Source organism: Pseudomonas sp. Ors-4-3C, assembly GCF_055755035.1.
This window is the reverse complement of sequence record NZ_CM146900.1, coordinates 1012759-1035577: the sequence shown is the minus strand read 5'-3', so window position 1 is coordinate 1035577 and position 22819 is coordinate 1012759. Positions and strand designations below refer to the sequence as shown.

Genomic DNA, 22819 nt, shown 5'->3' with positions numbered 1-22819 from the left:
ATGCGGCTGCGGAACGGGTTCCAGACGACCTTAGTATTAGAACGACATGACGTTTTCGCCAATTTTCGGACGGTAATTAGCCGAAAGAAATGGAAAGAGGCGTTGAGAGAGCCGTAAACCCTGCAAGACGGGACTTGTCGCTGGAAACAAATGTGGGAGCGAGCTTGCTCGCGAAGGCGTCGTGTCAGCCAACATTTCTGTCAACTGTTACACCGCTTTCGCGAGCAAGCTCGCTCCCACAGGGGTCAGGCGTTGTTGGTACTTTTATTTGGTCCAGTCAGCCACGCGATCCGGGTGCTTGGCGACCCAATCCTTGGCCGCTGCTTCTGGCTTGGCGCCGTCCTGGATAGCCAGCATGACTTCGCCGATCTCGTCTTTCGACGCCCACTGGAAGTTTTTCAGGAACTTGGCGACTTCAGGCGCTTTGGCATCCAGCTCTTTGCTGCCGATGCTGTTCACGGTTTCAGCCGCGCCGTACACGCCTTTCGGGTCGTCGAGGAAGCGCAGTTTCCACTTGGCGAACATCCAGTGCGGCACCCAACCGGTGACCGCAATCGATTCGTTCTTTTTCTCGGCGCGGGTCAGCTCGGCAATCATGCCGGCGCCGGAACTGGCCTTGAGCGTATATTTGTCCAGGCCGTAATCCTTGATCGCCTGATCGGTTTTGAGCATTACGCCTGAACCGGCGTCGATGCCGACGATGCGGTTCTTGAAGCTGTCATCGGTCTTGAGGTCTTCGATCGATTTCGCTTTGACGTACTCCGGCACGATCAGGCCGATTTTCGCATCCTTGAAGTTCGGGCCGTAATCCACGACCAGATCCTTGTTCTTCGCCCAGTATTCGCCGTGGGTGACCGGCAGCCAGGCTGAAAGCATCGCATCGAGTTTGCCGGTGGCCACGCCCTGCCACATGATCCCGGTGGCGACGGCTTGCAACTTCACGTCGTAGCCGAGTTTCTGCTTGATCACCTCGGCCGCCACATGGGTGGTCGCGACGCTGTCGGACCAGCCGTCAACGTAACCGATGTTCAGGGTCTGTTTTTCAGCGCTGGCGAATGTGGAACTCATCGCAAGCACCAGAGCGGCACCTGCGCCTAAAAGTCGTCGCATCTTCATCGTTTACTTCCCCGAAATGCTGCGCCCAACGGATGCCGGGCATCGTCAACGTATTGTTATGGTGCACAGCGCCCCCATCACGCCTGACCGCAAACTCGCTTGAACGCCAGTGGAGTGCTGACGCTTTCGATCATCGGCCTGACGCCCGCAGCGACCTGCTCTGTCAGCGACCTCAATACACCGAGAAACGACATCAGAAGGCCATTAATCGCCTCCGAATAAATGGCGCCAGACAATCCGCCCGAACTTTGCATGGGCAAATCATGCAGGCCACCAACCGCTGAAAAATGCAGGTAACATGCGTCGCTTTGCAGCCACTCGGCCTGACCATGTCCGCGACTTCCCGCTTTCCCTTTCTTCCTTACCTCTTCGCCTGCCTGCTCGGCCTGTTTGCCCTCGGTGGCTTCTGGTACGGCCTCGGCAAACCGGTGATCCTGCCGGACGCCGCGACCCCGACGCACAAGTTGCAATGCGCCTCCTACACGCCGTTCGACAAGGATCAGTCGCCGTTCGACGTACCGTTCAAACTGCGCCCGGAGCGCATGGACGCCGACCTCGCCCTGCTGGCGACACGCTTCGAGTGCATCCGCACCTACTCGATGACGGGCCTCGAAGCGCTGCCGGAACTGGCGCGCAAACACGGTTTGAAGCTGATGATCGGTGCCTGGGTCAACAGCAACCCGGTGGACACCGAAAAAGAGGTCGACCAGTTGATCGCCTCGGCCAACGCCAACCCGGACGTGGTCAGCGCGGTGATCGTCGGCAACGAAGCCTTGCTGCGTAAGGAAGTCACCGGCGCGCAACTGGCCAGACTGATCAACAAGGTCAAAAGCCAGGTCAAGCAACCAGTCACTTATGCCGATGTCTGGGAGTTCTGGCTCAAGCACCCGGAAGTCGCGCCAGCGGTGGACTTCCTGACCATTCACTTGCTGCCGTACTGGGAAGATGATCCGTCGAACATCGATGTCGCCCTGCAACATGTGGCGGATGTGCGTCAGGTGTTCGGCAACAAGTTCGCGCCCAAGGACGTGATGATCGGCGAGACCGGCTGGCCCAGCGAAGGTCGCCAGCGCGAGACCGCCCTGCCGAGCCGGGTCAACGAGGCCAAGTTCATTCGCGGTTTTGTCGCGATGGCCGAGAAGGAAGGCTGGCATTACAACCTGATTGAGGCGTTCGACCAGCCATGGAAACGTGGCAGCGAAGGTGCGGTCGGCGGTTACTGGGGCCTGTTCGATGCCGATCGCCAGGACAAGGGTGTGCTCGCCGGACCGGTGACCAACGTGCCGTACTGGAAGGAATGGCTGGGCATCGGCGGGCTGATCTTCCTCGGCACGCTGCTGCTCGGCGGCCGGGTGCGCACCACCCGATCGGCGTTGATCCTGCCGCTGCTCGGTGCGCTGGCCGCCTGCTCGATTGGCGCCTGGGGTGACCTGGCGCGAGTAACCACGCGGTTTGCCAGCGAATGGCTGTGGGTCGGTTTGCTGACGGTCTTGAATCTGTTGGTGCTGGCCCATGCCGCGCTGAGCCTGAGCGCCCGCCAGGGTTGGCGTGAACGCGTCTTCAATCGGCTCGAGCGCCGTGCCGGTTGGCTGGTGGCGCTGGCAGGTTTCGCGGCGGCGGTGATGATGCTGGAGATGGTCTTCGACGCACGTTATCGCAGCTTTGCCAGCATGGCGTTCATCTTGCCGGCACTGGTTTACGTGTGCCGACCGGTCAGCGTGCCACGTCGGGAAATCGCCCTGCTGACCTTTATCATCGGCGCCGGCATTGCGCCGCAGTTGTATGAAGAAGGATTGTTGAATCAGCAGGCGTGGGGCTGGGCGTTGGTCAGCGGGTTGCTGGTGGCGGCACTTTGGCGCTGCCTGCGGGTTCGCAAGGGCTGATCCCCAGAGCCCAGTCTTGCCCCTTCGCGAGCAAGCCCGCTCCCACATTTAATCGAGTTCCTTCAGTTGGAATGCAATCAAATGTGGGAGCGGGCTTGCTCGCGAAGGCTGACTATCAGGCGCTACGGGATTCCCGGACCAGCCGCAACCCGGCAATCACCACCGCAAATACCGCCAAAGTCGTGTTGTACAACGCCAGCGCCGGCAACCCGAACACCAGCGCCAGCACCGCCAGCCACCACCCTGCCCGCCCCGGCAACACAAAACCCAGCAGCGCCGCACCCAGCGCGGTCCAGCCCAGTACCTTGAAGTGGATCATCAGCCCCAGGTTCGAACGTACCGAGCATTCCCAACGGCTCGCTTCATCGACGCAGATGCCAACCCACCGACCGTCCTCCATAAAGCCATAACGCGCGCCATAACTGGCGGCCAGCCACAGCGGCAACAGAACGAGCAACAGGATCACGGGCAAGCGGCGGGACATGAATCTCTCCAATCAACGAAATCGGCGGCCAGCTTAATCGCACTTGTACCGTTGGCAAGTACTAACAACTGTTAACTGGTCATCCGCGCCTTGCAAAGTGTATCGTCCAGCTACTATTACTCCGAATTCTGCCTGTTTGGTGCCGAGGCATGGCACTTTGGCGCAACCCCGGTGGTCATAGCCTGCGAACTTCATTCGGCACCTTCCTTTAAGGGATCCAGTCATGCTCCGTTCCTTGCGCTTCGCCGCGCTTTTCTGCGGCCTTATTCTGAGTGCGTCCGCACTGGCGGTGGATATCGATGCCGCCGGTTATGGCTATCCCCTGACCAACCCGTTCGAGGCGACAATCGCCACGACGCCACCGGACCTGCGCCCGGAATTGCCGTCGGACGACGAGATCAACCAGTCCGACCACAGCATTACCCTGCGCCCGGAACGGGCATTCATTCTCCCGGACAATTTCTGGGCCGTGAAAAAACTCACGTACCGCATCGCCGAGCAGGACAAACCGGCGCCGCTGATCTTCCTGATCGCCGGCACCGGCGCACGCTATGACAGCGCGATCAACGAATACCTGAAGAAGCTCTATTACAAGGCCGGCTACCACGTCGTGCAGTTGTCGTCGCCGACCAGCTTCGACTTCATCAGCGCCGCCTCACGCTTCGCCACCCCGGGCATCACCAAGGAAGACGCCGAAGACATGTACCGGGTGATGCAAGCCGTGCGCGCGCAACATCCGAAATTGCCGGTCACCGAGTACTACCTCAGCGGCTACAGCCTCGGTGCGCTGGATGCCGCGTTCGTTGCGCACCTGGACGAAACCCGGCGCAGCTTCAACTTCAAGAAAGTCCTGCTGCTCAACCCGCCGGTCAACCTCTATACCTCGATCACCAACCTCGACAAGCTGGTGCAGACCGAGGTGAAAGGCATCAACAACAGCACCACCTTCTATGAACTGGTGCTGAACAAGCTGACCCGCTACTTCCAGCAGAAAGGCTACATCGACCTCAACGACGCCCTGCTCTACGACTTCCAGCAGTCAAAACAGCATCTGACCAACGAACAGATGGCGATGCTGATCGGCACCTCGTTCCGTTTCTCGGCGGCCGACATTGCCTTCACTTCCGACCTGATCAACCGTCGCGGCCTGATCACCCCGCCGAAATTCCCGATCACCGAAGGCACCAGCCTCACGCCATTCCTCAAGCGTGCGCTGCAATGCGACTTCGACTGCTACCTGACCGAACAGGTGATCCCGATGTGGCGTGCGCGCACCGACGGCGGCAGCCTGTTGCAACTGATCGACCAGGTCAGCCTGTACGCGCTCAAGGATTACCTGCACGACAGCCCGAAAATCGCCGTCATGCATAACGCCGACGATGTGATCCTCGGCCCCGGCGACCTCGGTTTCCTGCGCAAGACCTTCGGCGATCGCCTGACCGTTTATCCTTACGGCGGCCATTGCGGCAACCTTAACTACCGCGTCAACAGCGACGCCATGCTGGAGTTCTTCCGTGGCTAAATATCTCCTGCTGATTGCAGCGCTCCTCAGTGCAGGCGTGGCCCAGGCCGACAACAGCAAAGCCAACGCGCCCGTGGTGGTCGACAACGACGGCTTCAAGGAACCGCTGTCCAAACTCAAGTTCAACCCGGGTCTGGACCAGCGTGAATTCGAACGCTCGACGCTTAACGCGCTCAACGTTTACGACCCGCTGGAGTCGTGGAACCGCCGCGTCTACCACTTCAACTACCGCTTCGACCAATGGGTGTTCCTGCCAGTGGTCGACGGTTATCGCTACGTGACGCCAAGCTTCCTGCGTACCGGGGTGAGCAACTTCTTCAACAACCTCGGCGACGTGCCGAACCTGGTCAACAGCCTGCTGCAGTTCAAGGGCAAGCGCTCGATGGAAACCACGGCGCGGCTGCTGCTCAACACCACCATCGGCGTCGCCGGTCTGTGGGACCCGGCCACCGCCATGGGCCTGCCGCGCCAGAGCGAAGACTTCGGTCAGACCCTGGGCTTCTACGGCGTACCGGGCGGCGCCTACTTCGTGTTGCCGATCCTCGGCCCGTCGAACATCCGCGACACCGCCGGCCTGGCCGTCGACTACACCGCCGAATCGGCGATCAACTACCTGAACGTGTCGAAAGTCAGCGAAAACCACCCGGAAATCTGGGCCCTGCGCGCGGTCGACAAGCGCTACCAGACCAACTTCCGCTACGGCCAGATGAACTCGCCGTTCGAGTACGAGAAAGTCCGTTACGTGTACACCGAGTCGCGCAAGTTGCAGATTGCCGAGTAAACCCTTCCAACCGCTGGCAAGCATCGGCCCCGCCGAGCTTGTCAGCGCGTCTTCACGCCCGACATTCTTTTCATATGCCTGCCCTTCTGCGGCCGCCCGGGTCAAGACTGACGCCGCCATTCGTCTTACAGACAGCGGCGTACGCCCGGTCAACTGGGTGGGCAGGCGATCCCTTCCGAGGAGTCATGATGTACTTGCTTATTGCCTCTGACCTGGATGGCACGCTGCTGCTGCCAGGCGATACTTTCGGTGCCTTTACCAAAAGCGTGATTCACAGCTTGAACCGCGCAGGTCATCACATCGTGCTGGCGACGGGTCGGCATCAGACGGACGTCGAGTCATTGCTCGACAGTCAGTCACCGCCGGTTCACCTGATCACCGCCAATGGCGCGCGCATTTCCAGCGCCTGTGGCGGACTTTCATTGAGCGCGGAATTATCGACCGCCGTTGTTCAGACATTGCTCGAGGAAACCCGCGCCGACACCGACCTGACCATCAACCTTTACTGCCGATCCGGCTGGCTGATGAGTCGAGAAGACGAAAACCTGAAGGACTTCAGCCAGAACCCGGACTTCCAGCCAACACTCTGCGCGACCGAGAATCTGCCGCTGCAGGCTGTGCAGAAAGTGTTTTTCTTTCAGCGCAGCAAGGATCATGACGCCCTGCTCAGGCTGCAGGCGCGGCTGGAACAACGGCTGGGCGATCAGATCGGCACGGTATTCACGTTTCCATGGTGCCTGGAGGTCATGGCCAGAGACGTCTCCAAGGGCAATGCCCTGAAGCAGCTGGCCGAATTCCTCAACGTGCCCATTCAGGCCTGCATCGCGTTTGGTGACGCCATGAACGACGCCGACATGTTGGCCGGTGTCGGCAAAGGCGTGCTGATGGGCAACGCACATGCCGAGTTGAGACAGGCACTGCCCGAAGCGGAGATCATCGGCCGATGCACCGATGAAGCCGTCGCGCACTACCTGTCGAAGCATCTGCTGAAGAGCGCTGATCGCCCGGCATGAACACCTGCGGGCGTCCTTACGCCCGCACAGCTTTCCACAATTTGCCAACCAGGCTCACCGCGAGCAACACCACGCCCCCGGCAATAATCCCGGCCACGCCATTGAGCAGCACCGGGACTGCAAACCCGACACTACCGGACGCCGCACCCACACTTTCAATCCAGTGATGCACCGCAGGAATGCCGTGGGTGAGGATGCCGCCGCCGACCAGGAACATCGCCGCCGTGCCGATCACCGACAGGCCTTTCATCATGTACGGCGCGGCGCGCAGGATCGCGTTGCCGATGCTTTTCGCTGCGGCACCGGGTTTCTGCGTCAGCCACAGGCCGAGGTCGTCGAGTTTGACGATGCCGGCCACCAGACCATAAACACCGACAGTCATGACGATGGCGATGCCGGACATCACGATCACTTGCTGGGTCAGCGAAGCGTCGGCCACGGTGCCGAGGGTGATGGCGATGATTTCCGCCGAAAGGATGAAATCGGTGCGGATCGCGCCTTTGATCTTGTCCTTCTCGTAAGCCACCAGATCGGTGCTCGGCGCGGCCACGGCCTCGGTCAATTGCGCATGTCCGGCGTCATCTTCGGCCTTGCTGTGCAGGAACTTGTGCGCGAGTTTCTCGAAGCCTTCGAAGCACAGATACGCGCCGCCGACCATTAACAGCGGCGTCACCAGCCACGGCACAAACGCACTGATCGCCAACGCCGAAGGCACCAGAATCAGTTTGTTGAGAAACGAGCCCTTGGCCACCGCCCAGACCACGGGAATTTCCCGCTCGGCGCGCACGCCGGAGACTTGCTGGGCATTGAGCGCCAGGTCATCGCCGAGTACGCCGGCGGTCTTCTTGGCGGCCATTTTGCTCATCAACGCCACATCGTCCAGAACGGTGGCGATGTCGTCGATCAGCACCAGCAAACTGCTTCCTGCCATGAATCTTGTTTCCTTATGTGAATAATGCCGCGCAGCATACCGCGCCGCACTCACGGGAGCGAGACGCTAAGGCACCTGCCAGCCACCCCCCAGGCTCTGGAACAGCGCGACACTGCCCTGGCTGAGCAAACCTTGCGTGTCGCGCAGGTTCTGCTCGGCCTGCAACAGCACCAATTGCTGAGTCAATACCGCTTGCTGGCTGACCGTGCCCGCGCGCTGCTGCGCCTGCTGGCTGCCGAACAATTGCTGATTGCGCTGGAACATCTGCTCGTAGGCCTGCGCCTGGGTGTGCAAGTGATTGATCGCCGACAGGTTGTCCTCGACGTTCTGCAGCGCACCGAGCACCGTGCCGCGATAATTCGCCACGTCCTGATCGTAGGTGGCTTCGGCTTCCTGCTTGGCGGCTTCGCGGGCGCCGCCGTCGAAAATCGTTTCAGCCAGCGCCGGGCCGAGGGTCCAGATGCGGTTCGGCACCGAGAACAGACCGCCCAGCGCCGTGCCGCGAAAACCGCCTTCGGCGGTCAGGCTCAGGGTCGGAAAAAACGCCGCTTCGGCGACGCCGATTCGCGCGTTGGCCGCTGCTGCCAGGCGTTCGGCCGAGACCACATCGGGACGCCGCAACAGCAGATTCGACGGCAGCACCGGCGGCGGCATCGGCGTGGTGAACTGATAGTCGGCAGCCTTGGACAGATTGAACTGCGCCGGCGCCACGCCCACCAGCACCGCCAATGCATGCTCGGCCTGCTCGCGTGAACGCTGCGCGGTTTGCAGCGCGGCAATCACCGTGCTCAATTGATCCTGCGCCACCAGCAATTGATCGTTGGTCGCCGTACCCTGCACGGTTTGCGCCTGGATCATCGTCAGCAGTTGCTGGTTGATGGTCTGCTGTTGCTGCAACAGATCGATGTCGATATCCAGTTGCCGCAGCCCCAGATAATTGGTCGCTACGCTCGCTCCAATCGACAGCCGCACCCCGGCCAGCAAAGCATCGGACGATTGCAGCGAGGCCTGGCTCGATTCGATGCCGCGCCGCACCTGGCCCCACAGATCCGGCTCCCAACTGGCGCTCAAGGTCGCGCTGACGGATTGCTCGACGGTGCCGCCACTGCTGCTGGTGCCGGTCAAGCCGCTGGTGGTGCTGCCGCTGGCCCCGCCACCGACCCCGCGCGCGCCGGACAAGCCCACGCCCACCGTCGGCCACAACCCGGCGCGGCTCGATGCCACTTGTGCCTGCGCCAGCCGATACGCCGCTTCGGCACCAATGATCGACTGGTTGGCCCTGGCCGAGCGCTCGACCAGATCGTTGAGTATCGGATCCTGATAAATCCGCCACCACTGACTGTTCAGCGCCCCCTGCGGATTGGCCTGGGCGCGCTGCCATTGGGTGCCTTCCTTGAAGGAGGTCGGCAGTTCCATGGCCGGTTTCTGATAATCCGGACCGACCATGCAGCCACTCAACAACAGCGCCATGATCAATGCCAGCACTAACCCCTGTGGGAGCGGGCTTGCTCGCGAAAGCGATTTCACCTTCACCATCAATGCTGGCTGACCCGACGCCTTCGCGAGCAAGCCCGCTCCCACAGGGGATTTGCGACGTTTCATCTATTGCTCCTTACGCTTCAGGCGCTGCGACGCCCGATCCAGCCAAAGGTAGATCACCGGCGTGGTGTACAGCGTCAGCAACTGGCTGAACAGCAAGCCGCCAATGATCGAAATCCCCAACGGTCGGCGCAGCTCCGAGCCATAGCCGGTGCCGAGCACCAGCGGCAGCGCGCCAAGAATTGCCGCCAGCGTGGTCATCATGATCGGCCGGAAACGGATCAGACAGGCGCGGCGAATCGCTTCTTTCGCGCTCAGGCCAAATTCGCGGCGCTCGGTGATGGCGAAGTCGATCATCATGATCGCGTTCTTCTTCACGATCCCGATCAACAGAATCACCCCCACCAGCGCGATGATCGACAGTTCAGTCCCCGTCAGCAGCAACGCGATCAAGGCACCGACCCCGGCCGAGGGCAAGGTCGAAAGAATCGTCAGCGGATGCACCAGACTCTCGTAAAGCATCCCCAGCACGACATACACCGACAGCAGCGCCGCGACGATCAGCAACGGTTCACTGGCCACCGAAGACTGGAACACCTGCGCGGTGCCGGCGAACTGGCCGACCACGCTGGCCGGCATGCGCAATTGCTTCACGGCGTTTTCAACTAACGCCGTCGCCTGACCGATGGATACGCCTGGCGCGAGGTTGAACGAAGCGGTCACCGCTGGAAAGGTGCCCTGATGACTGATCGAAATCGCTGTGCGCCCCACCGAATAATCAGCAACAGCCGACAGCGGTACCAACGGTTGCGAGGCGGTGGCGCTGAGGTTGGGCGCCGCCGCAGCGCCCTTGGTGGTGACGGCCGCCGTGCCCACCGGCACGTAGACATTTTTCAGGGTGGCCGGGTCAGCCCAGTACGGCGGCGCAACTTCCATCACTACGTGGTACTGGTTGGCGGAACGGTAGATGGTCGAGACCTGACGCTGGCCGAACGCGTCGTACAGCGTCTGGTCGATGGCCGACATGCTCACGCCCAGTCGCGCCGCCGCATCACGATTGACGGTGACGCTGGCCATCAGGCTGTTGTCCTGCTGATCGGTGTTGATGTCGGTCAGTTGCGGCAAGGTGTGCAGCGCCGCCACGACTTTGGGCACCCATTCATCGAGGGTGCTCTGGTCATCGGCGGTCATCGTGTACTGATATTGCGCCCCGCTCTGCCGCCCGCCAACGGTGATGTCCTGCGCTGATTGCAGGTACAGGCGCGTGCCGGGCATGTCGCCCAGGGTGCGGCGAATCTGCCCGATGACCTGATCGGCGCTGTCCTTGCGATCAGCCAGTGATTTGAGGGTAATGAACAACTGCGCACTGTTCACCGCGCCGCCGATCCCGCCGCCACCGCCGACAAAACCACCGACGGTGGCCACGTTCGGATTGCTCAGCACCTTCTGGTTGATCTCGCTGAAGTTCGACTGGATCGCCCCGAAGGAAATGCTCTGCGCCGCGATGATGCTGCCGGACATGCGCCCGGTGTCTTCCTGCGGGAAAAAGCCCTTGGGCACCATCACGTACAGGACGCACGCCAGCACGATCACCAGCAACGTCAGCAACCCCATCAGGAACGAATGCTCCACCACCCAGCCCAGGGTGCGGTCATAGAAGCGGTGAAAGCGCGAATCCGGGTGATCTTCGCCGTCCCCAGCCTGCTCATTGGTGCGCAGCAGCACGCTGGCGAGCATCGGCGTCACGGTCAGTGATACCAGCATCGAAATCACGATGGCCACCGACAGCGAAATCGAAAACTCGCGAAACAGTCGCCCGACTATGCCGCCCATCAGCAGCAACGGAATGAACACCGCCACCAGCGACACACTGATGGTCATCACCGTGAAGCCGACCTCGCGTGCCCCGGCCAGCGCCGCCTGCACACGGCTTTCGCCCTTCTCCAGATGGCGCATGATGTTCTCGACCACCACGATCGCATCGTCCACCACAAACCCGGTGGAAATGGTCAGTGCCATCAACGACAGGTTGTTCAGGCTATAGCCGAGAAAGTACATCGCGCCAAACGTGCCGAGCAGCGACAACGGCACGACGATGGCCGGGATCAGCGTGCTGCGCCAGTCGCGGAAGAACGCGAACGTCACCAGCGTCACCAGTGCGATGGAAATCAGCAGGGTCATTTCCACGTCATGCAACGACGCACGAATGGTGGTGGTGCGATCCATCAGGATGTTGATCTTGATCGCCGAAGGGATCGAACTTTGCAGAAACGGCAGGTCGGCCTTCACCGCATCCACGGTGTCGATGACGTTGGCCCCGGGCTGCTTGAACACCACCAGCAGCACCGCTGGTTTGCCGTTGGACAGGCCGAAGTTGCGCAGGTCTTCGACGTCTTCAGTGACGTCGCCCAGATCGGAAATGCGCACCAGATCGCCATTGTTTTTCTTCACTACCAACGGCCCGTAATCGGCGCCCTGATAGAGCATGTCGTTGGCCTTGAGGCCATAGGATTGAGCGCCGAGCGCCACCGTGCCCTTGGGCAGATTGACGTTGGACGCCTGAATCACCTGGCGCACCTGTTCGAGGCTGACGCCATAGCGGTTGAGCCGATCCGGGTTGAGCTCGATGCGTACCGCCGGCAGCGCCGCGCCACCCACCGTGACGTCGCCGACCCCGGTGGTTTGCAACAGGCGTTGCTCAAGCAGGGTCGAGGCCACGTCATACATCTGTCCGCGTGTCGCGGTGTCGGAGGTCAGGCTGAGGATCAGGATCGGCGAGTCGGCCGGGTTGACCTTGCGGTAGGTCGGGTTGCCGGACAGGTCGCTCGGCAGATTGCTGCGCGCCGCGTTGATCGCCGCCTGCACGTCCCGGGCGGCACCGTCGATATCGCGGTTGAGGTCGAACTGCAGGGTGATGCGCGTCGCCCCCAGCGAACTCGACGAGGTCATTTCAGTGACCCCGGCGATCTGCCCGAACTGGCGCTCCAGCGGCGTCGCCACCGACGATGCGACAGTGCTCGGATCAGCGCCGGGCAACGAAGCGCGCACGCTGATGGTGGGGAAATCCACTTCCGGCAGCGGCGCCACTGGCAGCAGGTTGAACGCCAGCACGCCGAACAGCGCCAGCCCCACCGCCAGCAACGTGGTGGCGATCGGGCGCTGGATGAACGGCGCGCTAAGGTTCATCGCGATAGGCCTCGACCAGCGCTGGCCGGCGCCGAGTGAAACGCTGCTCCAGACTGTGCATGGCGAGGAAAATCACCGGGGTCGAAAACAGCGTCAACAACTGACTGAGCAACAGCCCGCCGATGATCGCGATGCCCAGCGGATGACGCAGCTCCGAACCGATCCCGGTACCCAGCGCCAGCGGTACCGCGCCAAACAGCGAGGCCATGCTGGTCATCAGGATCGGCCGAAAACGCAGCTCGGCCGCCTGACGAATCGCCGCCACCGCATCGAGTCCGCCCTCGCGCTCAAGCTCCAGCGCGAAGTCGACCATCATGATGCCGTTCTTCATCACGATCCCGATCAACAGCACGATCCCGATCAGGCCGATGATGTCGAACTGCGTGCCGGTGATCAGCAACGCCAGCAGCGCACCCAGCGCTGCCGAGAGCAAGGTCGAAAGAATCGTCACCGGGTGCACGAAGCTCTCGTAGAGAATGCCCAGCATCAGGTACACGACGATGATCGCCGCCAGCACCAGAAATACCTGATTCGACAGTGACGCCTCGAACGTCGCCGCCGCCCCCTCCAGATTGGCCTGCACCGACAGCGGCAGGCCGGCCTTGGCTTCGATCTCGTTGAGCCGGGTTACCGCAGCACCAAGGGTCTGGCCGGGGGCGAGGTTGAACGACACGTCGGCATAGGGAAATTGCCCGAGGCGGTTGATGGTCACCGGCGCGCGAATCACCTGCATGGTCGCCATGCTGGACAGCGGCGCCACCCCGCCGCCGGGAATATCGACGTAGAGCCCGGTCAGCAAATCGGCCAGATTGTGCGGCGGATGATCAGTGGCAATCACCACGTGATACTGGTTGAGCTGGGTGTAGATGGTCGACACCTGACGCTGGCCGAAGGCGTCGTACAGCACATCGTCGATGGCCTGCGGGGTGATCCCCAGACGTGAAGCGGTGGCGCGGTCGAAGTTGAGCTGGATCTGATTGCCGAACTGCATCGCCTGACTCTGCACATCGGTGAACATCGGGTCCTGCTTGATCGCCGCCAGCAATGTGTTGGTCCACTGCTCCAGCTCATCCGGGTCGGTGGCCTGCAGGCCGAGGCGGTAGCTGGTGGTCGAGACCGTGGCGTCCAGCGTCAGGTCCTGCACGCTGTGCAGGTACAGGCGAATCCCGGCGTCGTCGGCGTTGGCGTCCGAGAGCCGGCGAATCACTGCCGCGCTGCTGTCGCGGTCGCCGTGGGGCTTGAGGTTGATCAGCAGGTTGCCCTGATTGATCGTCGGGTTGGTCTGGTCGATACCGACGAACGACGACAGGCTGGCCACCGCTGGATCCTTCAGAATTCGTGCGGCCAGCCGTTGCTGTTCGATCTGCATCTGCTGGAAGGAAATCGTCGGCGAGGCCTGGGAAATACCCTGGATCAGCCCGGTGTCCTGCTCGGGGAAAAAGCCCTTGGGCATCACCACGATGATCAGCAGGGTCAGTGCCCCGGTGAACACAATGGAAATCAACATCAACCCGCGGTGCAGCAACACCCAGTCCAGGCCTTTGACGTAATAGCCGTTGATCCGGTCGAAGAAATCGACCCGGCGCTCCTCGTGCCTGTGCTTGAGCATGCGCGAGCACATCATTGGCGTCAGGGTCAGGGTGATCAGCGCCGAGATGACGATGGTCACCGCCACGGTCATGGCAAATTCACGGAACAATCGCCCGACCACGTCGCCCATGAACAGCAGCGGAATCATCACCGCGATCAGCGCCACCGACAGCGAAATGATCGTGAAGCCGATCTGCTCCGAGCCCTTGAGCGCAGCCTCCATCGGCGAGTCGCCGGCCTCGATGTAACGGGTGATGTTTTCGATCATGACGATGGCGTCATCGACCACGAAACCGATGGCGATGGTCAGCGCCATCAGCGTCAGGTTATTCAGCGAAAAGCCCAGCCCATAGGCCACTGCAAGCGTACCGACCAGGGTCAGCGGCACGGTTACCGCCGGAATGATCGTCGCCGGGAGATTGCGCAGGAACAGGAAAATCACGATCACCACCAGCAGCACCGCCACCCCGAGTTCGTACTGCACGTCGGTGACCGAGGCACGAATGGTTTGCGTGCGATCGGTGAGCACGTTGACCTTGAGCGTCGCCGGCAGACTGGCGCGCAATTTGGGCAACAGTTGCTGCACACGGTCAACCACGTCGATCACGTTGGCGCCGGGCTGACGCTGGATATTCAGGACAATCGACGGCGTGCTATTGGTCCACGCGGCCTGGCGTGGATTCTCCGGGCCCTGGGTCGAACTGGCGATCTGCGACAGACGGATCGGCGCGCCGTTCTTGTAGGCGATCACCAGGTCGCGGTACTCCTCGGCCGACTGCAACTGGTCGTTGGTGCCGATCGAATACGCCTGATATTTGCCGTCGATATTGCCCTTGGCCTGATTGACGTTGGCCGTGCCCAGCGAAGTGCGCAGGTCATCAAGGGACAGACCGAGATTGTTCAGCGCCGAGGTGTTGGCCTCGACCCGCACCGCCGGGCGCTGACCGCCGCTGATGGTGACCAGGCCGACGCCGGTGATCTGCGAAATTTTCTGCGCCAGCCGCGTGTCGGCAAGGTCTTCAACCTTGGTCAGCGGCAGCACGTCGGAGGTCAGCGACAGGGTCAGCACCGGCGCGTCGGCCGGATTGACCTTGCTGTACACCGGCGGGTACGGCAGGTTGGCCGGCAGGAACGTGCCGGCGGCGTTGATCGCGGCCTGCACTTCCTGCTCGGCGACATCCAGCGACAACGACAGATCGAATTGCAGGGTCACCACCGAGGCGCCGTCGGAGCTGGTGGAGTTCATCGATTTGAGGCCCGGCATCTCGCCGAGCTGACGCTCCAGCGGCGCGGTGATCGACGAGCTGATCACCTCGGGACTCGCGCCGGGGTATTGAGTGAAGACCTGGATAGTTGGGTAATCGACCTCGGGCAACGCCGACACCGACAGCAAGTGATAACCGAGCATGCCTAGCAACAGCACCGCCACCATCAACAGCGTGGTAGCGACCGGGCGTTCGATGAAGGGGCGCGAGACGTTCATGTTGGGCGCCTCCTCACTGCGCGACGACTTTCACCGCAGAGCCATCGTCAAGTTTGTCGGCGCCCTCGGTGACCACCTGCTCACCGGCCTTCACGCCGTTGTCGAGCACTGCCGAGACGTCCCCCGTCGCCGGGCCGGTCTTGATGTTGCGCAGGCTGACCTTGTTGCCCGGATCGACCACGACGAACACGAAATCGCCTTTGCTGCCGTGCTGGATCGCCCGGGTCGGCACCACGCTGATCTGGGTCAGCGTGTCGGCCTTGAGTCGCGCATTGACGAACTGATTGGGGAACAGCGCCTTGCCCGCATCATCAAACTGCGCCTTGACCTTGATCGTGCCGGTGCTGGTATCGACTTGGTTATCCAGCGCCAGCAGACTGCCAGTGGCCAGCAGATTGTGCTTGTTGCGGTCGTAGGCCAGCACCGTCACCGGCCCCTTGGCCATGGCCTGATTGATTGCGCCCAGATCATCTTCGGGCACGGCGAACACCACCGTGGCCGGGGTCATCTGGGTGATGACCGCAATCCCGGTGGTGCTGGTGGTGGTCACGTAGTTGCCGGGATCGACCTGGCGCAGGCCGACCACGCCATCCACCGGCGAGGTGATGGTGCAATAACTCAATTGCACTTCGAGGTTCTGCACGCTGCCCTGATCGGAAGCGACCGTACCTTGCAGTTGCTGCACCAGGGAGGCCTGGGTATCGAGGGTTTGCTGGGTGGTGGAACCGACCTTGATCAGCTCGCGATAGCGCGCCAGATCGCGCACGGCGTTGGCAAGCAACGCCTGATCGTGCATCAGCGTACCCTTGGCCACCGCCAATTGTGCCTTGAGTGCGCGGTCATCGATGCGGGCGATCACCTGACCCTTGCGCACCTGCTGGCCTTCCTGGAATTCGACCGAGCTTAAAATTCCGTCGACTTGGGTGATCACTGTCACGCTGCGGGTCGGAGTGACGGTGCCGAGGGCGTCGATGTACACCGGCACATCCTGCAACTTGACTGCGACCGTTGCCACGGGTTCGGCCGGCGGCGGTGGCTTGGGCTTGCGCTGGTTCGACGCGAGGAACAGCCACAGCACCACTGCCAGCAATACAAGCCCCAGCACAACGATGGCCCAGGCGATTTTGCTGCGTCTGCGTTTTTCCACGGTATTTCACTCGAACAGGCCGACAATCACACACGGCAATTGAAAGTGAAGCCCGGCCATACAAGGCAAATCCCTGGCCAATGGCTTGATCGCTGCCTTGAACTCTAGCAGCGCCTCCCGAGTTCACCCAAAGATCTGCAGGTTCGTTCAGCCCCGAGACAGCGAAGTCCGTCCGCCCCCTTGCCGGGGCATTCTTGAGCGCTGCGCGAGGCCGGTGCTACCATGCGCAACCGCCAGAACAGGCAAGGAACCACCGGGTTTATGAGCACAATCCGCGAGCGCAACAAAGAACTGATCCTGCGTGCCGCCAGTGAGGAATTTGCCGACAAAGGCTTCGCTGCGACCAAAACCAGCGACATCGCCGCCAAGGCAGGATTGCCCAAGCCCAACGTCTACTACTACTTCAAGTCCAAGGAAAACCTCTACCGCGAGGTCCTGGAAAGCATCATCGTGCCGATCCTGCAGGCCTCGACTCCGTTCAACCCGGACGGCGTGCCGAGCGAAGTGCTCAGTGGCTACATCCGCTCGAAGATCCGCATCTCCCGCGACCTGCCCTTCGCCTCCAAGGTGTTCGCCAGCGAAATCATGCACGGCGCCCCGCACCTCAGCGCCGACCTGGTCGAGCAGCTCAACAGCCAGGCCAAGCACAACATCGACTGCATCCAGAGCTGGATCGACCGCGGCCAGATCGCCCCGATCGACCCCAACCACCTGATGTTCAGCATCTGGGCCGCGACCCAGACCTACGCCGACTTCGACTGGCAGATCTCTGCGGTCACCGGCAAGGACAAACTGGACGAGGCGGATTACGAGGCGGCGGCGCAGACGATCATTCGGTTGGTGTTGAAAGGGTGTGAGCCGGATCAGTGAGACCGCGCTGACGCCATCGCGAGCAGGCTCACTCCTACAGGGAAACGCATTCCAAATGTAGGAGTGAGCCTGCTCGCGATCGAGGCGACACGGTTTCGGCTCAAACCCAAATCGCATCCCACAGCGGATAGTCTCCAAGCCTCTCCACCAGTCCAGCCCGCAAAGGGTTAGCGACGACATACCTTGCCATCTTCACTAAATCCTCCTCCTGCCGCAGTGCCCGGTCATGAAATCCTCTTTGCCAGAGGCCAACATTTCTACCGGTAGCCTGATTCACCGCTTTGGTGCTCAGCGATTTGGTCTTTTGCATCAGTTCGCTCAACGACCCTCTCTGCAATTCAATCAACCAATGAAAATGATCCGGCATCACCACCCACGCCAATGAGTTCGCCAAGCCGAGATCTTGTGCGCGCCGAAATTGATGAACCACCAATCGGCCCAAAGCAAAATCGGCAAAGATCGGTTTGCGATCAAGTGTGTTGGTCGTCAGTAGGTAGATTCGATTGGGCTCGGCATAGCGACCGGCTCGCAATCGGTGTGCAGCGGGTAGATCAGGCATTCCTTTGCCTCCCATGATCAGCTCATGAGAAGACTAGTTCTGCGTGCTCAATTTGATGGGACAGACTGTTGGCTGGATGTTTCTGGGAGAGAGCTATCGCGAGCAGGCTCACTCCTACGGGGGTTTGTGGTGTTCAGACATTTTGTGTCCAACCAAGATCCCTTGTAGGAGTGAGCCTGCTCGCGATAACGGTTAATCAATCAACACAGATTCAAGCCGCCACCCCCGCATCCGCCCTCAAATCCAGCGCCTCCACCGCTTTGATCGCCACTTGCTCATCAATATCCGACAGATCGCCGCTGATCCCGATCGCGCCCAGCACATTTCCCGCCTGATCACGAATCAACACTCCGCCCGGGGCCGGGACGACGCTGCCCTGGCCCATGCTGTTGAGTGCGGCGATGAACGCCGGGCGTTGTTGGGCGTCCAGCGCCAGCAGGCGTGAGCCCTTGCCCAGGGCGATGGCGCCCCAGGCTTTGCCGATGGCGATGTTCGGGCGCAGCAGGCTGGCGCCGTCTTCGCGTTGCAGGGTGATCAGGTGGCCGCCAGTATCGAGTACCGCGATGGTCAGCGGCGCGGCGTTGATGCCGCGCCCGGTGCTGATGGCCTGGTTGACCAGGTTGACTGCGACTTTCAAGGTTAAAGCGCTCATGGTGCCGTCCTCATTTTGTTATTGGGAAAGTCGTGGGGCTGCGCTCAAGTGCCGCAGACCGATGCCACAAATAGAACACAATGAATTATTTTTTTGTATACAATAATTCTCGAAAGGCGCCACATGCGACGAAAAGCCACAGCAAAACCGGCTTCCGACGAATGAAACAGACGCTTGAGAAAATGGATTGACCTGCGCCGTCCGCCGTGAATACACTCTGCGCAAAGCCACTTGTATACAATTACAAAACGTAAAGAGGCACAAAACCATGAGCAAAATGAGAGCAATCGAAGCCGCCGTTCTGGTGATGCGCCGTGAAGGGGTTGATACCGCTTTTGGCATTCCGGGTGCTGCGATCAACCCGCTGTACTCCGCCCTGCAGAAAGTCGGTGGCATCGATCACGTCCTCGCTCGCCACGTCGAAGGCGCGTCACACATGGCCGAGGGTTACACCCGCACCAAGGCCGGCAACATCGGCGTGTGCATCGGTACGTCCGGCCCTGCCGGTACCGACATGGTCACCGGGCTCTACAGCGCCTCGGCCGACTCGATCCCTATCCTCTGCATCACCGGCCAGGCACCCCGCGCCCGTATGCACAAGGAAGACTTCCAGGCCGTCGACATCACCAGCATCGTCAAGCCCGTCACCAAGTGGGCGACCACGGTTCTGGAGCCGGGCCAGGTGCCCTACGCGTTCCAGAAAGCCTTCTACGAAATGCGCTCCGGCCGTCCAGGCCCGGTGCTGATCGACCTGCCGTTCGACGTGCAGATGGCTGAAATCGAATTCGACATCGACGCCTACCAGCCGCTGCCGCTGGCCAAGCCAACCGCGACCCGGATTCAGGTCGAGAAGGCTTTGGCCCTGCTGGATCAGGCCGAGCGTCCATTGCTGGTGGCCGGCGGCGGCATCATCAACGCCGACGCCAGCGATCTGCTGGTGGAGTTCGCCGAGCTGACCGGTATTCCGGTGATCCCGACCCTGATGGGCTGGGGCACCATTCCGGACGATCACCCGTTGATGGTCGGCATGGTCGGTCTGCAGACCTCGCACCGTTACGGCAACGCCACGTTGCTGAAATCCGACGTGGTGCTGGGCATCGGTAACCGTTGGGCCAACCGTCACACCGGTTCGGTCGACGTCTACACCGAAGGCCGCAAGTTCATTCACGTTGACATCGAAGGCACGCAGATCGGCCGCGTGTTCACTCCGGATCTGGGCATCGTCTCCGACGCCGCTGCCGCGCTGACCGTGTTCATCGAAGTCGCCCGTGAATGGCAAGCCGCCGGCAAGCTGAAAAACCGTAGCGCCTGGCTGCAGGATTGCCAGCAACGCAAAGCCAGCCTGCACCGCAAGACCCACTTCGACAACGTACCGGTCAAGCCGCAGCGCGTTTACGAAGAGATGAACCAGGTGTTCGGCAAGGACACCTGCTACGTCAGCACCATTGGTCTGTCGCAGATTGCCGGCGCGCAGTTCCTGCACGTCTACAAGCCGCGTCACTGGATCAACTGCGGTCAGGCCGGCCCGTTGGGCTGGACCATTCCGGCGGCGCTGGGCGTGGTCAAGGCCGATCCGAGCCGGAAAGTCGTGGCCCTGTCGGGGGACTATGACTTCCAGTTCATGATCGAGGAGCTGGCGGTCGGCGCTCAGTTCAAACTGCCTTACATCCACGTCGTGGTGAACAACTCGTACCTGGGGCTGATCCGTCAGGCCCAGCGCGGGTTCGAAATGGACTACTGCGTGCAGCTGTCCTTCGATAACCTGAACGCGCCGGAACTCAACGGTTACGGTGTCGACCACATCGCAGTCGCCGAAGGCCTCGGCTGTAAAGCCCTGCGGGTGTTCGAACCGTCGGAAATCGCCCCTGCCCTGCGCAAGGCCGAACAGATGATCGATGAGTTCAAGGTACCGGTGATTGTCGAGATCATCCTGGAGCGTGTGACCAACATCTCCATGGGGACCGAGATCAACGCCGTCAACGAATTCGAAGACCTGGCACTGGTCGGCAACGACGCGCCAACGGCGATTTCGTTGCTTGATTAACTGCTGACCGCTCTCCCTGTGGGAGCGGGCCATGTGGCGAGGGAGCTTGCTCCCGCTCGGCTGCGAAGCAGTCGTAAAGCTTTTGGGGCCGCTACGCGCCCCAGCGGGAGCAAGCTCCCTCGCCACACAGGCTCGCTCCTACAAGGGGAACCTCACAAGATTTACGGGAGACCACCATGCCGCGTTTCGCAGCCAACCTGTCCATGCTGTTCACCGAACAGGATTTCCTTGCCCGTTTCGACGCCGCCGCCAAAGCCGGTTTCAGTGGTGTGGAATACCTGTTCCCGTACGACTTCAGCTCTGCCGAAATCAAGGCCAGGCTCGATGCCAACGGCCTGACCCAAGTGCTGTTCAACCTGCCGGCCGGTGACTGGGCCAAGGGCGAGCGCGGTATCGCGTGTCTGCCGGATCGGGTCGAAGAATTCCGCGCCGGGGTCGATCTGGCGATTGCCTACGCGCAGGTGCTGGGCAACACCCAGGTCAACTGCCTGGCCGGTATCCGTCCGCAAGGCATTGATGATGTGGCCGTGGAGAAAACCTTCGTCGCCAACCTCAAGTACGCGGCCGACAAGCTGCAGGCGGCCGGTATCAAACTGGTGATGGAAGCGATCAACACCCGCGACATCCCGGGCTTCTACCTGAACAACACGGCGCAAGCCCTGTCGATTCGCGAGCAGGTCGGCAGCGCCAATCTGTTCCTGCAATACGACATCTATCACATGCAAATCATGGAAGGCGATCTGGCCCGCACCCTGCAATCGCACCTGGGCGAGATCAACCACGTGCAGCTCGCGGACAACCCGGGGCGCAACGAGCCGGGCACCGGTGAAATCAACTACCGCTTCCTGTTCGAACACCTGGATCGCATCGGTTACCAGGGTTGGGTCGGTTGCGAATACAAGCCGCTGACCACCACCGAGGCCGGTCTCGGCTGGCTCAAGAGCCACAACGCAATTTAAGAACACTGCAAAACCCTTGTGGGAGCGGGCTTGCTCGCGAATGCGGTGGTTCAGTCAACACGGATATTGAATGTTCCACCGCATTCGCGAGCAAGCCCGCTCCCACCCAAGGCAACATCCCCTATTTCGCTTGAGCAAGACAAAAACAAGAGGATTTTCTCATGGCTAAAATCGGATTTATCGGCACCGGCATCATGGGCCACCCAATGGCTTCGAACCTGCAGAAAGCCGGTCACAGCCTGTTCCTGTCGGCGCATCACGACGCCGCCCCGGCCGATCTGGTCGCCGCTGGCGCCGTCGCTCTGGCCAACCCGCGCGAAGTGGCGCAGGAAGCTGAATTCATCATCGTCATGGTGCCGGACACCCCGCAGGTCGACGACGTGCTGTTCCGCGCCGACGGCGTTGCTGCCGGCATCGGCAAAGGCAAAGTCGTGATCGACATGAGCTCGATCTCGCCGACCGCCACCAAGGCCTTCGCCAAGAAGATCAACGAAAAAGGCGCGCAATACCTCGACGCCCCGGTATCCGGTGGGGAAGTCGGCGCCAAGGCTGCGACCCTGAGCATCATGGTCGGTGGCGACGCCGATGCCTTCGAACGCGCACTGCCGCTGTTCCAGGCCATGGGCAAGAACATCACTCTGGTCGGTGGCAACGGCGACGGTCAGACCGCCAAAGTGGCGAACCAGATCATCGTCGCGCTGAACATTCAGGCCGTGGCTGAAGCCCTGCTGTTCGCTTCGAAAAACGGTGCTGATCCAGCCAAGGTGCGTGAAGCGCTGATGGGCGGTTTCGCTTCGTCGAAGATCCTCGAAGTGCACGGCGAGCGCATGATCAAGGGCACCTTCGATCCGGGCTTCCGCATCAGCCTGCACCAGAAGGACCTGAACCTGGCCCTGCAAGGCGCCAAGGAGCTGAACATCAACCTGCCGAACACCGCCAACGCCCAGCAAGTGTTCAGCACCTGCGCGGCCATCGGTGGCAGCAACTGGGACCACTCGGCGCTGATCAAGGGTCTGGAACACATGGCCAACTTCTCGATTCGCGACAAAAAATAAAGCCT

The 22819-nt window shown here is 61.3% G+C and carries 17 protein-coding genes; 8 read left to right on the top strand and 9 right to left on the bottom strand.

Annotation, left to right across the window (positions count from 1 at the left end; translation table 11 throughout):
* Positions 1–264: 264 nt before the first annotated feature.
* Positions 265–1116, bottom strand: a complete 852-nt coding sequence (locus ACVHNU_RS04830; RefSeq protein ID WP_003222989.1) for a glycine betaine ABC transporter substrate-binding protein — start codon at positions 1114–1116, stop codon at positions 265–267.
* A gap of 287 nt (positions 1117–1403) precedes the next feature.
* Between ACVHNU_RS04830 and ACVHNU_RS04825 the strand changes: the two genes are divergently transcribed.
* Positions 1404–2999 (top strand): glycoside hydrolase family 17 protein, encoded by a 1596-nt coding sequence (locus ACVHNU_RS04825; protein ID WP_473019118.1) that lies wholly within the window; start codon positions 1404–1406, stop codon positions 2997–2999.
* Between the two features lie 115 nt (positions 3000–3114).
* On the opposite strand, the gene ACVHNU_RS04820 is transcribed toward ACVHNU_RS04825, so the two are convergent.
* Positions 3115–3483, bottom strand: coding sequence for a hypothetical protein (locus tag ACVHNU_RS04820; RefSeq protein ID WP_003222985.1), 369 nt, complete (start codon positions 3481–3483; stop codon positions 3115–3117).
* A 223-nt stretch (positions 3484–3706) separates the two neighbouring features.
* Here ACVHNU_RS04820 and ACVHNU_RS04815 point away from each other — a divergent pair, with 223 nt between their 5' ends.
* From ACVHNU_RS04815 to ACVHNU_RS04805, 3 genes are all read left to right on the top strand, one after another.
* On the top strand, positions 3707–5005 hold the full coding sequence (locus ACVHNU_RS04815; RefSeq protein ID WP_003222983.1) for a hypothetical protein: 1299 nt from the start codon (positions 3707–3709) through the stop codon (positions 5003–5005).
* The gene (locus ACVHNU_RS04810; protein WP_003222981.1) at positions 4998–5786 is read left to right on the top strand and encodes an MlaA family lipoprotein; all 789 of its coding nucleotides are present in this window, start codon (positions 4998–5000) and stop codon (positions 5784–5786) included. Before ACVHNU_RS04815 ends, ACVHNU_RS04810 begins: the two co-directional genes overlap by 8 nt.
* A 188-nt stretch (positions 5787–5974) precedes the next feature.
* On the top strand, positions 5975–6799 hold the full coding sequence (locus tag ACVHNU_RS04805) for a Cof-type HAD-IIB family hydrolase (protein WP_473019117.1): 825 nt from the start codon (positions 5975–5977) through the stop codon (positions 6797–6799).
* A gap of 16 nt (positions 6800–6815) precedes the next feature.
* Here ACVHNU_RS04805 and ACVHNU_RS04800 read toward each other — a convergent pair whose 3' ends face one another.
* The 5 genes from ACVHNU_RS04800 to ACVHNU_RS04780 all read right to left on the bottom strand — a co-directional run bounded on the left by ACVHNU_RS04800 (position 6816) and on the right by ACVHNU_RS04780 (position 16675).
* Entirely contained in the window at positions 6816–7730 is a 915-nt protein-coding gene (locus ACVHNU_RS04800; RefSeq protein WP_103486064.1) for a DUF808 domain-containing protein, read from the bottom strand.
* 66 nt (positions 7731–7796) lie between these two features.
* On the bottom strand, positions 7797–9200 hold the full coding sequence (locus ACVHNU_RS04795) for an efflux transporter outer membrane subunit (RefSeq protein ID WP_473019116.1): 1404 nt from the start codon (positions 9198–9200) through the stop codon (positions 7797–7799).
* Positions 9201–9332: 132 nt separating this feature from the next.
* On the bottom strand, positions 9333–12455 hold the full coding sequence (locus ACVHNU_RS04790) for an efflux RND transporter permease subunit (RefSeq protein WP_103486061.1): 3123 nt from the start codon (positions 12453–12455) through the stop codon (positions 9333–9335).
* Positions 12445–15528, bottom strand: coding sequence for an efflux RND transporter permease subunit (locus ACVHNU_RS04785; protein ID WP_473019115.1), 3084 nt, complete (start codon positions 15526–15528; stop codon positions 12445–12447). Before ACVHNU_RS04785 ends, ACVHNU_RS04790 begins: the two co-directional genes overlap by 11 nt.
* Positions 15529–15541: 13 nt before the next feature.
* Positions 15542–16675, bottom strand: coding sequence for an efflux RND transporter periplasmic adaptor subunit (locus ACVHNU_RS04780; protein WP_003222969.1), 1134 nt, complete (start codon positions 16673–16675; stop codon positions 15542–15544).
* 261 nt (positions 16676–16936) lie between these two features.
* Between ACVHNU_RS04780 and ACVHNU_RS04775 the strand changes: the two genes are divergently transcribed.
* Positions 16937–17545 (top strand): TetR/AcrR family transcriptional regulator, encoded by a 609-nt coding sequence (locus ACVHNU_RS04775; protein WP_034151540.1) that lies wholly within the window; start codon positions 16937–16939, stop codon positions 17543–17545.
* A gap of 100 nt (positions 17546–17645) precedes the next feature.
* On the opposite strand, the gene ACVHNU_RS04770 is transcribed toward ACVHNU_RS04775, so the two are convergent.
* Positions 17646–18104 (bottom strand): REP-associated tyrosine transposase, encoded by a 459-nt coding sequence (locus ACVHNU_RS04770; protein ID WP_473019114.1) that lies wholly within the window; start codon positions 18102–18104, stop codon positions 17646–17648.
* A 211-nt stretch (positions 18105–18315) separates the two neighbouring features.
* Positions 18316–18756, bottom strand: coding sequence for a GlcG/HbpS family heme-binding protein (locus ACVHNU_RS04765; protein WP_003222968.1), 441 nt, complete (start codon positions 18754–18756; stop codon positions 18316–18318).
* A gap of 268 nt (positions 18757–19024) precedes the next feature.
* Between ACVHNU_RS04765 and gcl the strand changes: the two genes are divergently transcribed.
* The 3 genes from gcl (at position 19025) to ACVHNU_RS04750 (ending at position 22814) form a co-directional block, all read left to right on the top strand.
* Positions 19025–20800, top strand: a complete 1776-nt coding sequence (gene gcl / locus ACVHNU_RS04760) for a glyoxylate carboligase (protein WP_473019112.1) — start codon at positions 19025–19027, stop codon at positions 20798–20800.
* 176 nt (positions 20801–20976) lie between these two features.
* The gene (gene hyi, locus ACVHNU_RS04755) at positions 20977–21759 is read left to right on the top strand and encodes a hydroxypyruvate isomerase (protein ID WP_473019111.1); all 783 of its coding nucleotides are present in this window, start codon (positions 20977–20979) and stop codon (positions 21757–21759) included.
* 161 nt (positions 21760–21920) lie between these two features.
* Positions 21921–22814, top strand: a complete 894-nt coding sequence (locus tag ACVHNU_RS04750; protein ID WP_003222962.1) for a 2-hydroxy-3-oxopropionate reductase — start codon at positions 21921–21923, stop codon at positions 22812–22814.
* Positions 22815–22819 lie beyond the last annotated feature (5 nt).

What these genes read in the sequence shown, in the direction of transcription:
- ACVHNU_RS04795 (WP_473019116.1), bottom strand. Translation starts at nt 9,200, where the DNA reads ATGGCGCTGTTGTTGAGTGGCTGCATGGTCGGTCCGGATTATCAGAAA.
- ACVHNU_RS04790 (WP_103486061.1), bottom strand. Translation starts at nt 12,455, where the DNA reads ATGAACCTTAGCGCGCCGTTCATCCAGCGCCCGATCGCCACCACGTTG.
- ACVHNU_RS04785 (WP_473019115.1), bottom strand. Translation starts at nt 15,528, where the DNA reads ATGAACGTCTCGCGCCCCTTCATCGAACGCCCGGTCGCTACCACGCTG.
- hyi (WP_473019111.1), top strand. Translation starts at nt 20,977, where the DNA reads ATGCCGCGTTTCGCAGCCAACCTGTCCATGCTGTTCACCGAACAGGAT.
- ACVHNU_RS04820 (WP_003222985.1), bottom strand. Translation starts at nt 3,483, where the DNA reads ATGTCCCGCCGCTTGCCCGTGATCCTGTTGCTCGTTCTGTTGCCGCTG.
- ACVHNU_RS04770 (WP_473019114.1), bottom strand. Translation starts at nt 18,104, where the DNA reads ATGCCTGATCTACCCGCTGCACACCGATTGCGAGCCGGTCGCTATGCC.
- ACVHNU_RS04815 (WP_003222983.1), top strand. Translation starts at nt 3,707, where the DNA reads ATGCTCCGTTCCTTGCGCTTCGCCGCGCTTTTCTGCGGCCTTATTCTG.
- ACVHNU_RS04775 (WP_034151540.1), top strand. Translation starts at nt 16,937, where the DNA reads ATGAGCACAATCCGCGAGCGCAACAAAGAACTGATCCTGCGTGCCGCC.
- ACVHNU_RS04805 (WP_473019117.1), top strand. Translation starts at nt 5,975, where the DNA reads ATGTACTTGCTTATTGCCTCTGACCTGGATGGCACGCTGCTGCTGCCA.
- ACVHNU_RS04830 (WP_003222989.1), bottom strand. Translation starts at nt 1,116, where the DNA reads ATGAAGATGCGACGACTTTTAGGCGCAGGTGCCGCTCTGGTGCTTGCG.
- gcl (WP_473019112.1), top strand. Translation starts at nt 19,025, where the DNA reads ATGAGCAAAATGAGAGCAATCGAAGCCGCCGTTCTGGTGATGCGCCGT.
- ACVHNU_RS04750 (WP_003222962.1), top strand. Translation starts at nt 21,921, where the DNA reads ATGGCTAAAATCGGATTTATCGGCACCGGCATCATGGGCCACCCAATG.
- ACVHNU_RS04765 (WP_003222968.1), bottom strand. Translation starts at nt 18,756, where the DNA reads ATGAGCGCTTTAACCTTGAAAGTCGCAGTCAACCTGGTCAACCAGGCC.
- ACVHNU_RS04825 (WP_473019118.1), top strand. Translation starts at nt 1,404, where the DNA reads ATGCAGGTAACATGCGTCGCTTTGCAGCCACTCGGCCTGACCATGTCC.
- ACVHNU_RS04800 (WP_103486064.1), bottom strand. Translation starts at nt 7,730, where the DNA reads ATGGCAGGAAGCAGTTTGCTGGTGCTGATCGACGACATCGCCACCGTT.